The 14,914-nt window shown below is 42.7% G+C and carries 11 protein-coding genes; 3 read left to right on the forward strand and 8 right to left on the reverse strand.

What is annotated here, in order from left to right; all coding sequences use genetic code 11:
* Complete coding sequence (yidC, locus tag Xets_RS09800; RefSeq protein WP_099132912.1) at positions 1-1,617, forward strand: membrane protein insertase YidC; 1,617 nt, start codon at positions 1-3, stop codon at positions 1,615-1,617.
* Positions 1,618-1,722: 105 nt separating this feature from the next.
* Positions 1,723-3,087, forward strand: coding sequence for a tRNA uridine-5-carboxymethylaminomethyl(34) synthesis GTPase MnmE (mnmE, locus tag Xets_RS09805; RefSeq protein WP_099132913.1), 1,365 nt, complete (start codon positions 1,723-1,725; stop codon positions 3,085-3,087).
* Between the two features lie 63 nt (positions 3,088-3,150).
* Here the strand turns inward: mnmE and Xets_RS09810 are convergent, their stop codons facing one another.
* The 4 genes from Xets_RS09810 to Xets_RS09825 form a co-directional block, all read right to left on the reverse strand.
* Positions 3,151-3,972, reverse strand: coding sequence for an energy transducer TonB (locus tag Xets_RS09810; protein WP_187651528.1), 822 nt, complete (start codon positions 3,970-3,972; stop codon positions 3,151-3,153).
* Positions 3,973-3,992: 20 nt separating this feature from the next.
* Positions 3,993-6,944 (reverse strand): TonB-dependent receptor domain-containing protein, encoded by a 2,952-nt coding sequence (locus Xets_RS09815; protein WP_187651529.1) that lies wholly within the window; start codon positions 6,942-6,944, stop codon positions 3,993-3,995.
* 61 nt (positions 6,945-7,005) lie between these two features.
* On the reverse strand, positions 7,006-8,481 hold the full coding sequence (locus Xets_RS09820; RefSeq protein WP_187651530.1) for a surface lipoprotein assembly modifier: 1,476 nt from the start codon (positions 8,479-8,481) through the stop codon (positions 7,006-7,008).
* 110 nt (positions 8,482-8,591) lie between these two features.
* A complete protein-coding gene (locus Xets_RS09825; protein WP_244208695.1) occupies positions 8,592-9,335 on the reverse strand; it encodes a Slam-dependent surface lipoprotein in 744 nt (247 codons plus the stop codon).
* 561 nt (positions 9,336-9,896) lie between these two features.
* On the opposite strand from Xets_RS09825, the gene Xets_RS09830 reads away from it, so the two are divergent.
* Positions 9,897-10,661: a transferase gene (locus tag Xets_RS09830; RefSeq protein ID WP_187651531.1), complete on the forward strand. Its 765-nt coding sequence runs from the start codon at positions 9,897-9,899 to the stop codon at positions 10,659-10,661.
* Here Xets_RS09830 and Xets_RS09835 read toward each other — a convergent pair.
* From Xets_RS09835 to Xets_RS09850, 4 genes are all read right to left on the reverse strand, one after another.
* Complete coding sequence (locus Xets_RS09835) at positions 10,658-12,145, reverse strand: porin family protein (RefSeq protein WP_099132977.1); 1,488 nt, start codon at positions 12,143-12,145, stop codon at positions 10,658-10,660. The two genes, Xets_RS09830 and Xets_RS09835, sit on opposite strands and share 4 nt — an antisense overlap.
* A gap of 121 nt (positions 12,146-12,266) precedes the next feature.
* Complete coding sequence (locus Xets_RS09840) at positions 12,267-12,815, reverse strand: hypothetical protein (protein ID WP_099132919.1); 549 nt, start codon at positions 12,813-12,815, stop codon at positions 12,267-12,269.
* A gap of 290 nt (positions 12,816-13,105) precedes the next feature.
* On the reverse strand, positions 13,106-13,678 hold the full coding sequence (locus Xets_RS09845; protein ID WP_099132920.1) for a hypothetical protein: 573 nt from the start codon (positions 13,676-13,678) through the stop codon (positions 13,106-13,108).
* Between the two features lie 291 nt (positions 13,679-13,969).
* Complete coding sequence (locus Xets_RS09850) at positions 13,970-14,686, reverse strand: Slam-dependent surface lipoprotein (protein WP_099132921.1); 717 nt, start codon at positions 14,684-14,686, stop codon at positions 13,970-13,972.
* Positions 14,687-14,914: the final 228 nt, after the last annotated feature.

Raw genomic sequence — 14,914 nt, forward strand, 5'->3', positions numbered from 1 at the left:
ATGGATTCGCAACGCAATCTTCTTCTCATCGCTCTGCTGTTTGTTTCGTTCTTGGTCTGGCAGGCGTGGGAAAATGATAAAAACCCACAACCAACGGCCCAGATCACGCAGCAAGCAAATACTACGCTGAGTAGCGAAGCAAGCAGTGGGCAAGGTAAACTGATCACCGTGAAAACGGATGTGCTTTCATTGCACATTAATACCCGTGGCGGTGATATCGAGGAGGCTGATCTGCTGGCCTATCCTGATACTCTCGGTTCCAAAACTCCGTTCAAATTGCTGGAAACAACCCCTGAATTCACTTATCAGGCTCAAAGTGGATTAACGGGTATCAATGGTCCAGATAATCAAGCTGAACGCCCACTTTATCATGCCACTCAGGATAGCTTTGTTTTGGCTGATGGTCAGAATGAATTGCGTATTCCAATGACTTATACTGCGCCGGACGGCGTTGTTTATGTCAAGACTTTCGTTTTAAAACGTGGCGACTATGCAGTTTCTGTTGATTACAACGTCAATAACGTCACCGATAAACCATTACAGATGGCGTTTTTCGGTCAGTTGAAGCAGAGCGTTGAGCTGCCAAAACATCGTGATACTGGCAGCAGCAACTTTGCCCTGCATACTTATCGTGGTGCTGCTTACTCTTCTGATGAAGAAAAATACGAAAAATACAAATTTGATGATATTGAAAGTAAAGCGCTTTCCGTGACCACAAAAGGTGGCTGGGTAGCGATGCTCCAGCAATATTTCGCCACTGCGTGGGTTCCGGGAGAAGGCAAAACCAGTACTTTCTATACCAAAGACCTGAAAAACCAAAAAATGGCGATCATCGGGTACAAAGGTGAAGACATCAATATTGCGCCAAACAGCCAGCAGAATATCTCTTCTACCCTGTGGGTTGGCCCTGAAATTCAGGACAAAATGGCAGCGGTTGCACCACATCTGGATCTGACCGTGGATTACGGTTGGTTGTGGTTTATTTCTCAGCCATTATTCAAGTTGCTGAAATTCCTGCATGAGTTCATCGGTAACTGGGGCTTCTCCATTATTGCGATTACCTTTATCGTGCGCGGTATCATGTATCCGTTGACCAAGGCGCAATACACTTCAATGGCGAAAATGCGCCTGCTGCAACCAAAAATCACGGCGATGCGTGAGCGTTTTGGTGATGATCGCCAGCGCATGAGCCAGGAAATGATGGCGCTATATAAAACAGAGAAAGTGAATCCGCTGGGTGGCTGTTTGCCTCTGGTGATTCAGATGCCAATCTTCCTGGCGTTGTATTACATGTTGATGGGTTCTGTTGAGTTGCGCCATGCACCATTCATTGGTTGGATTAAGGATTTGTCTGCCCAAGATCCTTACTATATCTTGCCATTGCTGATGGGTGTGACCATGTTTGTTATCCAGAAACTGTCGCCGACTACCGTGACTGACCCAATGCAGCAGAAGATCATGACCTACATGCCTGTCGTGTTCACTGTCTTCTTCCTGTGGTTCCCATCTGGTCTGGTGTTGTACTACATCGTTAGTAACCTGGTTACCATTATCCAGCAGCAAGTTATTTTCCGCAGTCTGGAAAAACGTGGCTTACATACCCGCGAGAAAAAGTAGCTGGTTTTTTTAAATTAAAACAAATATAAGTGGAAGGCGGTCATTGGCCGCCTTTATTATTTTAGTTTTGAAAGATAACGAATATAGGTCAAAAGAGAGAATTTCATGAATACCACCGATACGATAGTCGCTCAGGCCACTCCTCCGGGACGAGGCGGTGTAGGCATTCTGCGTATTTCTGGCTCTAAAGCTGCGGAAGTTGCTGAGGTGGTATTGGGCAAACTCCCAAAACCTCGTTATGCCGATTACCTTCCCTTCTGTGATGCAGATGGTTCTGTACTTGATCAAGGCATTGCACTTTATTTCCCTGGCCCTAATTCATTTACGGGGGAAGATATTCTGGAGCTTCAAGGGCACGGTGGGCCGGTTATTCTGGATTTGCTATTAAAGCGTATTCTGACTATTTCCGGTGTACGCATTGCCAATCCAGGCGAATTCTCTGAACGTGCTTTCCTCAATGATAAACTTGACTTGGCACAGGCAGAAGCCATTGCAGATTTGATCGACGCCAGTTCTGAACAGGCAGCACGTTCCGCGATGAATTCTTTGCAAGGCACGTTCTCTAACCAAGTACATCAAATGGTAGAAGCGCTGACTAACTTGCGGATCTACGTTGAAGCCGCGATTGATTTTCCTGATGAAGAGATTGATTTCCTTTCCGATGGCAAGATAGAAGCTAAGTTAGATGAAGTGATCGCAGAACTGGAGCACGTTTGTTCACAGGCGCGTCAGGGCAGTTTGTTACGTGAAGGCATGAAAGTTGTGATTGCAGGGCGCCCAAATGCAGGTAAATCCAGTTTGCTCAATGCATTGGCAGGCCGTGAAGCCGCGATTGTGACTGATATTGCGGGTACAACGCGCGATGTTTTGCGTGAACATATCCATATTGATGGAATGCCGCTACATGTGATTGATACGGCCGGCTTGCGCGAAGCCAGTGATGAGGTGGAACGTATTGGTATTGAGCGGGCATGGCAGGAAATTGAGCAAGCGGATCGCGTGCTGTTTATGGTGGACAGTACGACAACGGATGCCATTGAACCTGCGCAAATCTGGCCGGAATTTATGGCTAAGCTGTCAGAATCGCTGCCTGTTACCGTCATTCGCAATAAGACAGATATGACTGAGGAAGAAACGGGCGTTACGGAAGTCAGTGGCTATACATTAATTCGTCTCTCTGCCCGTGATGGGGAAGGTATCGATTTTCTGCGTGATCACCTAAAAGAAACTATGGGTTTTAACAGCAATACAGAAGGTGGTTTCCTTGCCCGTCGTCGTCACTTGCAGGCATTAAACACAGCAGCGGAACATTTACAGGAAGGCCATCAACAGCTCGTTTTTGCCCGTTCAGGGGAACTGCTGGCAGAAGAACTGCGTTTGGCACAGCAAGCATTGAGTGAAATCACCGGTGAATTCACTTCCGATGATTTACTTGGGCGGATTTTTTCCAGTTTCTGTATTGGGAAATAATATCATTAGCTGATTAGCCACAATGATACTCAATCCTCGCTCCGCTTGAGAGCGAGGTGGGATTTACCTCAATGTAAAATCGAGGGTCAGTGTAACGTTAGACCCTGTGCCTGCTGGTATGGGGCCAACTGAATTGGCATTATTGATAGCATCAAGTGCGGCATTATCCAGTGTGCTATTGCCAGAGGAATTAACTACCTTGGCAGCAGCTAATGTGCCGTCGTCTAGCAGGGTAAAATTAACTGTGACTATACCTTGTTGCTTCATCCTCTTTGCCTTGCGGGGATAGCGTTTATGGCGTTCAATTTCTTGCCTCAGTCTTGCATAGTAATTGTCCACTTCGCTATTTCCTTGCCCCACCAAGGGTTGTGACGTTGCCGCGCGGCTCATACTGCCTTCTGAATTAGCCTGATCGCTACCGTGCGTTTCCTGCTCTGTCTGATTGTCTTTCTGTACCTGCGGTGATTGGGTGGTTTTCTTTTCTGCCATTTCTTGCGGTTTTTCTTTCTGTTGCTTTTGACGTTTCTTGGGTTTATCGGCTGCTGGCGGTTTGGCTACCTTATTTTCAGGGTGAATGGCTTTATCCAGCGCGAGTTCCGGTTTTATTGGTGATTCCGGTGCAGTCAAAAGTGGGGCTGGAGGAGAAACAGGCTCCGGCTTATTTTCCCACGATGGGGCAGCAACCATCGTAATAGATAACCCCAGAGTAGAAGCGTCACTGTTGATATGATGTGCAGTGTCATCATCATATGGAGTATGTCGGTTAAACAACCATATTAGACTGGTATGGAATAAAATGGCGATTAGGATACCAACCAGCAATCTTCTTCTGGGAATCAATGGAAAACAAGCGGCTGAATTATCTAATATGGCTGTGTTGGTCATACTATCCTCTAATCAAGTCCTTAAAACTGGCTGGTCAAACTGAGTTTAAAAGTTCTGCCCGGCGCTGGAATCATCGAACGTGTCAGCGGATCGAGATAGTAGCGGTTAGTTAGGTTTGTGCCAGTTAACTCCATTGATATAGAGGGAGTGATTTGGTAGCTGATATAGGCATCAACCGTAAACACCGGATTCCAGCGCATTGGGTTATTGGATTGCCCCTTATAAATGTCTGGTAAGGCATTCATCAGCCATTTTTCATCTTTGTTTTCTGCCTTGCTGTGGTAGAGCATTCGGCTGCCTAGTTCCAGTTTTTCATCAAACAGGCGGCCGCCGACGGTCAGGTTAGCTGAGTATTCTGGCTGGATAGAGGTGCGCAAATAACCGCCAGGGAAACCGCCATCAATACATTCAGGTATGCCATAACGATTCTGGGAATCCAGTCTCATGACAGAATTACTATCACATACCTTGTTTTTCATGTTATAGACCAACCCCATATCGGCAAAGAAACTGCCGTTGTCATAACGTGCCTGTAGTTCCAAACCAGCCAATTTCTGTTTATCCAATTGGGAGAATTTATAGGTATTGTCCCTGTCGAACACATTTTCAATGATGGTATTGTAATAAGAGAGTTTGATATCGGCATGGCGTTCAGCTTCGACTAATTGGCTGAAATCGTAGACTAAGCCGACTTCTGCGGTTTTGGCACGTTCAGGTTTGAATTTATGGCCTATTTGGTTGGTTGTAGAGCCTGAAAAACCGACGGTATCTTCAAAAATGCTGGGCATTCTTACTGCTTCGGCATAGCGGGCGTAGATACGGAAATTGTCGGTGACATAGGCCGTCGCGGAGAAAGTAGGTGCCCAAGCGTGATCCTTACGTTTTGGCGCAGGTTCCCAAGGATCGTCAACAGCAGGGCCTGGTACGCCATTGGCATCCACTTTTTCGCCGTACTCATATTTATAAGCTTCTTTGCCACTGATTGGATCGATAACCTTTTCATTCATATCCAGTTGATCATTGAAATAGGGGTTACTGTTTTTACTCAGCTTGCCATTGTTAGGATCGTAATTCCAAGTGAATTCTTTTAGAACCATATAGCGTTTTTGCCCATCACGATCAAGAATAGAGTTGGTTGATAAACCTATTTCTTTTAATTTATTAGACAATTCCTTGCGTTCTTTTCGGCTCAATTTTCCATGCAATCTTTTCTTGAGATAATCAGATTCTTTTGCTGTCGGCGTTTGGTAATAACTCATTGCATGGCCAATGGTTTCCCGTTGTTTCTGGTAACGGTTATCTCTTGCGGCACGTCGTTCATTAAGTAAATCATCTTGAGACCAATAAGAAACGCGCTTGGCTCCAGCATTCAGCTCCAGCCATGAAGCTGGCCGCCAGTTAAAGTTAAAGGCGAGATTGATTTCCTGACGTTGTCCTTTCCGCGCCGGTGACTGGAAGAAATATAGATTGGTTGAATTATAATCATCATTGGAATCGAGGCGTTCCCGTTTGAAATTCCCCATTAAGGTCAGCTCTAAACTAGGGTGTAGGGTAAATTTATTGGAAAGATCGACACCCCAACGATTGTTTTGAGAATGGGTGATGGCGGTATTGATCAATGTGCCATCAATATTGGCGTTTCTGCCCTCAAGGCCATCTTCCCAACGCCAGTCTCTATCGGTGGGAGTGCGAGGATATCCTCCGGCGGTGTTGGTATTGCTGGTGGTGCGAGTTGTCCATAAGTTCATGTCGAAGTCGACATAGGGGTTATTCTCAGGCTGCCATTTATAGGTCAGGTTAGCAGCTTTCTGGTGAACTTTCGCTAATGGCCATTGAGGAACTTTATTTTTTTCGGGTGTAACCCAGCCCAAGCGCGAAGGCATGATATCACCAAATTCCATATGGGTATGACGAAACCCCAACTGTAGAGTCTGATCTTCGGTGAAACGCCAAGTATTTTTAATTAATACAGAACGCATTTCACTGGAAGTATTGGGAACTTCATTGCCGGGGCGATAGATACGAGCCGCAAAAGGCAGATATGGGTCCAGTGTTGTCTGGACATTCTTCATGAGTTCCCTGTCATTTTCCGTAATGGGTTCATCATAGCGATGGGCACCACCTTTTCCGGCAAAATAGTTACCCTGACGACGGTATGCATAGGCCAGCATTAGGTCAAAATATTCCTGCCGTGTTCCTAATGCGAAACGGAAGGCATTATCTTTGAAGCCAAACAGTTTATTGTCTTTCGATGAATGAGGCGTAACTTGCAACTCCGGATCGGTTTCAACCTTATTTTGGATAAAGTTAGGAATATCGCGGTAGTCTTGTCCCAATGATAGGGACGGTGTGCGCTCTCTCACTGAGTTGCTACTGGTTTCCAGTTTAGCATTGATGCCAAAAGTTTCCCCTTTCGGCACCACATCATCAATACTTAATGTTTTGATGGATACAGCGCCGCCGACAGAACTTTTAATTCCACGGCTCAGTGAAGGACCCTTTTCGATTTCAATGCTACTGATTAAATTTGGATCGATGTAGTTACGGTTATTGGCTCCATTATAACCACGCCCTACGGTAATAGCTTGTTCTGTGCCATCAATAGTGACGGGAATTCGCCCCTGTCCCTGAATGCCACGGATATTGACATCCAGAGCACTACTATTGCGGGCGTCACCGCTATATACGCCAACCGCATCTTTCAGTAAATCGGCAGGAGAGGCCCCTTTGTAACGCTCTATTTGTTTTTTGCCGATGTAGATATTGGAGATATCTTTGTCATAGACTGCGTTATAACCCTCTTCATCTTTAGCGCTGTTATCCGTGACACGAATCTTGCCCAGATCAGTTTTGCTGTTTGCGGTTGTGACCGTAGGTTCGGATTCAGCAAATAGGGGGGAGGCTGTCAGTGAAAAGGCCAGTGACAATGCAATTGTTATAGGGGTAAACTGTGTTTTAACTCGATATACCATTGATGTCTCTTGCCTCGCTTTGTCGATTATCATCACATAAATAAAAAACATAACACTTTGATTAAAAATACTTTTCCAGTCTGATTAGCACTTCGTTTTTGTTATAGCTGTACAGCCAATCCACATTGCTGTGATTACGTCGATGGCGGAAAGTGAAAGAAGGTGTCATACCCCATATTTCAGCGGCAGGGACTTTAATAACAGCGGTATATATTTGCTCATTTTCTTGCCGTTTAACTTCAAATATCGGGTTATAAGCATCAAAGTGGCGGACTCTTAGCGTGGCAAACAGTGAGCCATTAATACCAGTATAAATCTGCCCGGCTATCCCTGCCCGAAAGCCCCATTGTTGATAACTATCAGTAGGATGCTGGTCGTTATTCCGATATACCCAGTCACCACCGCCAAACAGAACAAATTCTTTGCTGATAGCATGGGATAGGGTGAGGTAGGAAGAGGTAAGTTCACCATTTTTCCAACGGTAAGTTTGTTTATGTCGCAGTTGCTTATGCTCAAGTTCAACATTAAGGGCTGTTTGCTTGGTTAATACCCATCTCCATTCTGTTTTGGCACCTATGGAGTGAGAGAAGGGATAACCAGCACGTTGTTTATATTCATACAGAGGGCCGAAGGAGACATCGTGGTTACTGCTTTTATAGTTGTATCCCCCGACCAGCAGAAATGTATTCTCGTTTTCATCATGGTAATCACGATAGTTTTCACCATAAATCAAGCCGCGGCCAAAAATGCCATGATGACCGGAAAGTTGGTAACGTCGGCTTAATGTCGCATCATAAGACATGCCCCACGCTTTGATGGCTTTTGGTATATGGCGTTCTTTATGGCAGCCACCGTTAGGATTAGGGATTAGACAAGTGGGGGGAGACTGGGAAGACATATTCACATTATCGTTATAGGCATAACCGACGGAGAAAGAGCCGCGCCAGCCATTTCTCAGTGCTATTGCTTTTAGATAGCTGTCGATATTTTTCACAACCGTTTCTGGTAATTCGTGCTGTTTGCTTAATCCGGTAAACAGTTGTTCAGATTCCCGATTTTTATGATCTTCAAAATAGACGCGGGCCAGTTCCAATTTAATACGAGTGAAGTCCGATTGTTGGTTCAGAATTTGTTGATAATGATAGGCAGCGAGGTCCAAGTTTCCTTCAAAGCGAGCCAGGCTACCCTGAGCAAAGGAGACCAACATAACATCATGCCCTGGCATTTTTTGGTAAGTAGTCAGAAAACGTTTGACATCTGACCACTGTTGGTGGTTGATGGCAAGGTAGAGAGCTTGGCTGATATCATTCAGGTTGTTTTCTACCTGAAATGTTTGTCCATTAATAACAATTAACGATGAACCATTTTTAGTAAAAACGGGGTCGGGTGTAATCAGATTGGCTTCATTTTCTCGTTGATTGTGCTGTGTTTCCTGCCAGATTTTGTGGCTGGTATCTTCATCGGCATATGTTGGCAGGGACAGGCATAAAGCCATAAGTGCCGTTAATAATATAGGGGTTGTTCTATTATCAGACATCATAAAACCAGATCACAAAGCCCACGTTAAAAATAAATGGCAATAAATAAATCCGTTAAATAAAACAGAGAACAATGCCATTTTGGCATTGTTCTCTGAAAAATTAATGACTACTGTTTAGAACCACCAAAAGCGGTATCTTTGGAACTGTCACCTTCAAATCTGGCATATCCGGCCAGACTGGAAGCACTGTCACCAAAGAAGTGACCTTGAGTTGTCCCATCAAGAGCACCAATCTTGGCATCACCCTCAAACCTGGCATCATCATAGATATCGGCATCGATATTTAATGTCATTGCAGTATTTGACATAGAGCCAACCAGCGTTTGCTCACCAAAGTTTGCGGTCAATGTACCAGAGAGTGCATTGTCACCACTGTATTGGTTAATACCTTGCACCACATAGGTTGCTGTACCATCGGTTGGCATATTGGTGGTGATATCCTTGCCTGCATAGTAAACCGTATGGGTGTTATCACCAGCTTGACCGGTCTGAGACCATTCACCGAAGTAAACGTCAGCATTGGCAACTTTGCTGAAATGGAATACACCCATACCGCCATGAGAGCCTGGTGCACCTGCTCTTGAGATGTTATGAATCCCATTACTGTCCTCTGGTGCCATGCGAGTCAAGCCAGAAAAACCGATGAGTTTTCCTCCACCGATTGAACTGACCCCAATGCCAGGGGCACCACTCGCACCACCATGTGAATTTGAACCCGTTTCGGTTGCACCAACCTTAACATATGATGGCGTGCTTATTTGATTCTGCCCAAAACCGACTTCTGCCTGAGCCTGTGCCATAAATCCCAATGTGCCTAAAGCGGCGATTAATACGTTGAACTTTTTCATCATTATCCTCGTTTGGAATGGGGGATCCCTCGTTACCCAATCTTAAAAACGGCCTGATCTATCGCGCGAGAAAAAAGTACACCGTTCAAATGATAATGTAAATGATAATTATTATTATTTGTTTCACTAATAATAGGGTTTATTAGTCAATATCTTTTTTTATTTTATTGATTTTTATTTTATTTTTTGCATTTTGGGTAAGGTTTAATCTATCTGATTTTTTTTTAAAATGTGAGGTTGGTAGATTTTATTTACTGAGGTTATTTTGTTATTAACAAGTTAATTAGCACTAAAAAAGTTTCTAATGTAATTAAATTAATAGTGTTATATAACGACTCATATAATTAAATAAAGTTAATACATATATTTTATATGGGGAAATATTCATCCTTTATTGTGGAAAATAATGAGTTATGATGAAATTTGAGAACAAAGAACCAATCAAATAAATTTTCACCTATATCTTTATTTCCTGCATTGCAGGAAGCCACCATTTAAAAGAATAAAGGTATATCAATTTTCATATATCTATCTGGCTGAAAAAAGCCTAATTGGAGATGCATTATGGAAGCAAAAATTGTTATTCAGTCTGCTGAAGAAAGGACAGATCTTGGTGATAAGGTAGAGGAGCTTATTGATAACAATTGGCCTCTATTTATGAATTATGATGCAGTTGCTGAACAACATTGGCGCAAATTATATGAACTGGGTTTTAGTCACTTTCAAAAATTTGCCATTCTGCAACAGGGGAACGAAGAGCGTCTTATTGGTTTACTGAACTCAATTCCTTTTCCTTGGGAAAATCGCTCATTAGATCAATTGCCTGATGAAGGATGGGATGCTGTATTTGACGCTGGTGGGAAAGCTAAGGGAAAAGTACAAGCCAACATGGTATCTGCCCTGAGTGTGACGGTTGATCCTGCGTTCCGCGGGAAAAATATTCCTGCTTTATTGATTAATAGTTTGAAACAGACTGCCAGAGATGAAGGCTTACAGGGTCTGGTTGTTCCTGTCAGGCCGAGTTTGAAAAGCCAATATCCCCTGCAAGACTTCATCGAATATTGCGGATGGAAAAATGATAAAGGCGAATCGTTTGATCCGTGGATCCGCACCCATTGTCGATTAGGTGCCAAAATCATTAAGCCTGCCCTGCGTTCCATGGATATTTATGGCACTTTGGAACAGTGGCAGGAATGGACAGGCATGAAGTTTCCGCAAAGCGGGGAATACGTCATTCCGGGTGGTCTGGTGCCATTGGTGGTAGATGTTGAAAAACAGATGGCTTATTACATTGAGCCTAATTTGTGGATGTACCACAGTCTTGATTAAAAATATTTCTCTAACTGTATCTGTACTTCGTTTTTATCGTAACTGTATAACCAGTTCACATTACTGTGATTGTGTCGATGGTGGAAAGTTAAAGATGGTGTCATGCCCAATATCTTAGTGGCAGGAAATTTAATGGCGGCAGTATAGATTTGTTCATTATCCTGGCGTCTGGCACCCAATAATGGGCTGTAAGCGCCGAAGCGTTGTTTTCTCAGTGTGACAAGCAGCGAGCCATTAATGCGGGAATAGAGTTGCCCAGCTATTCCCGCACTTACTCCCCATTGTTGATAGCGAGCCATTGGTTGTTGATTATTTCGATAGCTCCAATTGCCACCACCAAACAGAACTAATTTATCATTGATGGCATGAGATAGGCTGAAATAGGATGAGGAAAGTTCGCCGTCTTTCCTGCGGTAAAGCGGCTGATAACTCAATTTTTTATGTCCAAATTCAACATTAAGGGCGGTTTGTTCGGTGATAGCCCACTGCCATTCTATTTTGGCACCGATGGCATGGTATTCGGTATTCCCTGCACGCTGTTGATATTCAAATAAGGGGCCAAAGGAGAAATCATGGCTCCTGTTTTTATAGTTGTAGCCACTGATCAGCAGGAACATATTTTCGTTTTCGTCGTGATAATTGGGATAATTTTCACCATAAATCAGACCTCGGCCAAAAATGCCGTGATGGCCGACAAGCTGGTAACGTCGGCTTAAGGTAGCGCTGTAAGTCCCACCCCATGCTTTGATAGATTTTGGCACGCCACGTTCAATTATGCACTTTCCCTTTATGGAACGTAGGCAGATGGGTTTCTGATTTGGAGACATATTGATATTATCGTCATAGGCATAGCCAAATGAGAATGAACCGCTCCAATCATTTCTTGAGGTTATTGCAGCCAGATAACGGTCAATATTCTTCAAGACCATGTCTGGTAACTGATATTGTTTACTGATTTCTTTAAATAACTGAGCGGATTCTTGGTTTTTGTGATCTTCAAAATAAATACGAGCCAGTTCCAGTTTAATGCGGGTAAAATTCGGTTTTTGACGTAGGATCTTTTGATAATAAGAGGTAGCAAGCGTTAAATTCCCTTTAAGATGTGCTAGCCCGCCTTGAGCAAAATCGCTAAGTAACGGATCATACCCAGGAATTTTTTGATAAATCGGCAGAAGGCGTCTGACGTCTTGCCACTGCTGATGGTTAATGGCAAAGTACAGTGCTTGACTGATGTCCTTAAGATTGTTTTCAACTTTAAGTTCTTGTCCATGAGTCATGGTTAATGAGAAGCGATCTTTTATAGAAACGGAATTTAGAACTTTCTTTTTCTGTTTATTGTGTTGTTGATTATATCGTGCTCCTTGCCAAATCTTGTGGTTAATATCTTCATTGGCACAAACTGCTGGGGACAGGAATGAGATCAACAGTACTATAAGTAATATTGGAAATATTTCCTTTTCAGTCACTTTTTTTTGATCAGACATAGCAAAAACCCGATTCATAAGGCCCCTATTTATTTGAAATAAACAATTTGGAAATAAATAGAGTTAAAGAAGATGAAGAGGAAAACAGTGCCCAAAATGACACTGTTTTCTGAGGAATTAATTATTTAATTCTAGTACCAAAGAAATCAGTGTCTTTTGTTCTGTCGCTATAATATAAAATGTGGCCTTCCAAAGAGTTAATGTTAGCACCAGATAATTCTCCAAAAGTGTGCCCAATCATGCCGTTGGCTCTGGCGCTACCTAAAAACTTGCCGTTATCATTTATCTTGGCCTCAATACCTACAGTTTGTGAACTATTGCTCATTGAGCCACTCAATACGTAATAATCAAAATCTGCGACAAAATGACCGGAGAGGGGGTTTTTGCGGTTATCTTGGCTAACGCCTTTTACGTTATAGATTACAGTACCTCTGTCTGGCAGTTTGGTTGTCACCTCCTTGCCTGTATTAAAAACAGTATGGGTGATCTCCGAAGTATCGGGCGTTTTTTGTGCCCATTCCCCAAAGTAAATTTCCCCCTTTTCCTTCTCGAACAGAAAATGGGGATTGGTTTCTTGCTGGTTTATACTATCCGCAATTTTTGCTTGAGCTTGTGCGATAAATCCAACAACACCTAACATGGAGATTAATAATATATTGAGCTTTTTCATAAGCAGCCTCACAGAGTATTGAATGTCTTGTTATCCTGTTATAAGAACGTCCTGAATTTTTCGGGTGAAAGTTTTGCACAAAAAACGCACAGAAAATAAAATGTATACTGGACAAATGGTGGTGTAAATAATAAGTTATTATTATGTTTTGTGTTCGTTGAATGTCATTGTTTGCACAAATTAGCGTTTACGTAAATTAGAATTTAATTATTTGAAATAAATAAAAATAATATTAATGAAGAAGGGTAACAGTGCCTCAAATGACACTGTTTTCGGAAGGGATTAAATTATTACTGTTTAGTTCCTCTGAATATAATTCCTTGTCCCTCTTTATCAAATATGGCCCACCCTGATAGAAAGGGGGTGATATGAGGTAATTCAACGAATTTCCCAAGGGAAACTCCATCCATTTTCTCATGGTACACCCTATCAATAGTACCGCTGCCTGTGGCCTTACCTAAAAATTCGCCATTGTCCTTTATATTGGCATCAATACCTATAGTTAGTGAACTGTTGCTCATTGAGCCAACCAGTTTTTTGCTATCAAAATTTGCGGTTAATTTGCCGTAGAGAAAATGACGGCCAGTAAAGTCTGGAGTGCCTTTTACTGTATAGACCGCAGTGCCGTTATCAGGCAGCTTGGTTGTTACCTCCTTGTCTGTATTAAAAACAGTATGAGTGATCTCCGAAGTATCGGGCGTTTTTTGTGCCCATTCCCCAAAGTAAATTTCCCCCTTTTCCTTCTCGAACAGAAAATGGGGATTGGTCTCTTGCTGGCTTATACCATCCACAATTTTTGCCTGAGCTTGTGTGATAAATCCAATAATGCCTAACATAGCGATTAATATATTGAGCTTTTTCATAAGCAACCTCACAGAGTATTGAATGTCTTGTTATCCTGTTATAAGAGCGTCCTGAATTTTTCGGGTGAAAGTTTTGCACAAAAAACGAACTGAAGATAAAATGTATACTGGACAAATAGTGGTGTAAATAATAAGTTATTATTATGTTTTATGTCTGTTGAGTTTCATTGTTTTCGCAATTGGAGTTTACCTGAATTAGAAATTAATATATTGAAATGTAATGTTATTGTTGTAAGTGAGATGAAAGGGAAAACAGTGTCATTTTGACACTGTTTTCTGGTAAATGAATAATTATTCTTTAGCACCACCGAAAGCAGTATCTTTGTTTCTGTCGCCATCAAATTTGGCATACCCTGCTAGTGCTGAGGCGGAATTACCGTAGAATTTCCCATCGGTAACCCCATTAATACTCTCGTTGGCTGTGGCCTTACCTGAAAATCCGGCATTGTCATTTATATTGGCATTAATACCAATATTTAGTGAACCATTACTCAGTGAGCCATCCAATTTTTTGGTACCAAAGTTTGCGACGAGTTTGCCGGAGAGGAGATTACTGCCGCTATATTGGCTCAGACCTTTTACTGTATAGGTCGCAGTGCCGCCAGTGGGTAGATTGGTTGTAGCATCTTTACCTGCATAAAAAACAGTATGGGTAACATCCGATTTATCGGGCGTTTTTTGTGCCCATTCCCCGAAGTAAACTTCTGTATTGGGAACCTGACCGATATCGATATACTGGTTCTCGATACCGAATTTTGCACCATCCAATTCGGTATGATAGATGCCATTCTTGTCGAGTGTAGCGAAACCTTTCAGTTGGGAGGCAGGAAGTAATCGATCTTTTACTATGGGTAAAGTGATACCCAGAGCGGGTTCACCGTTTACCTCTCCGATTATAAGATGTGGATCGGTTTCTTGTTGGCTTATACCATACTCGATTTTTGCCTGAACTTGTGTAGTAAATCCAACAATGCCTAACATGGCGATTAATATATTGAGCTTTTTCATAAGCAGCCTCACAGAGTATTGAATGTCTTGTTATCCTGTCATAAGAGCGTCCTGAGCTTTTTGTGTGAAAGGTGTGCGCAAAAAATGCACAGCAAATAAAATGTAACGCGATGCTCGACTTTAACATCTTATAACGTTGGCTTGTTGAAGCCAGTCGCGTTGACTTTTACCTTGTTTAAAATTGGCAAAAATACCCAACGTGTGAGAAAGAAGTTTTCTAGCAATTCG

Source organism: Xenorhabdus sp. TS4 (genome assembly GCF_014467265.1).
Taxonomy (GTDB): domain Bacteria; phylum Pseudomonadota; class Gammaproteobacteria; order Enterobacterales; family Enterobacteriaceae; genus Xenorhabdus; species Xenorhabdus ehlersii.

Coding starts and splice junctions, on each gene's coding strand:
- yidC (WP_099132912.1), top strand. CDS start 1: ATGGATTCGCAACGCAATCTTCTTCTCATCGCTCTGCTGTTTGTTTCG.
- Xets_RS09840 (WP_099132919.1), bottom strand. CDS start 12,815: ATGAAAAAGCTCAATATATTATTAATCTCCATGTTAGGTGTTGTTGGA.
- Xets_RS09830 (WP_187651531.1), top strand. CDS start 9,897: ATGGAAGCAAAAATTGTTATTCAGTCTGCTGAAGAAAGGACAGATCTT.
- Xets_RS09820 (WP_187651530.1), bottom strand. CDS start 8,481: ATGTCTGATAATAGAACAACCCCTATATTATTAACGGCACTTATGGCT.
- Xets_RS09815 (WP_187651529.1), bottom strand. CDS start 6,944: ATGGTATATCGAGTTAAAACACAGTTTACCCCTATAACAATTGCATTG.
- Xets_RS09825 (WP_244208695.1), bottom strand. CDS start 9,335: ATGATGAAAAAGTTCAACGTATTAATCGCCGCTTTAGGCACATTGGGA.
- Xets_RS09850 (WP_099132921.1), bottom strand. CDS start 14,686: ATGAAAAAGCTCAATATATTAATCGCCATGTTAGGCATTGTTGGATTT.
- Xets_RS09845 (WP_099132920.1), bottom strand. CDS start 13,678: ATGAAAAAGCTCAATATATTAATCGCTATGTTAGGCATTATTGGATTT.
- mnmE (WP_099132913.1), top strand. CDS start 1,723: ATGAATACCACCGATACGATAGTCGCTCAGGCCACTCCTCCGGGACGA.
- Xets_RS09810 (WP_187651528.1), bottom strand. CDS start 3,972: ATGACCAACACAGCCATATTAGATAATTCAGCCGCTTGTTTTCCATTG.
- Xets_RS09835 (WP_099132977.1), bottom strand. CDS start 12,145: ATGTCTGATCAAAAAAAAGTGACTGAAAAGGAAATATTTCCAATATTA.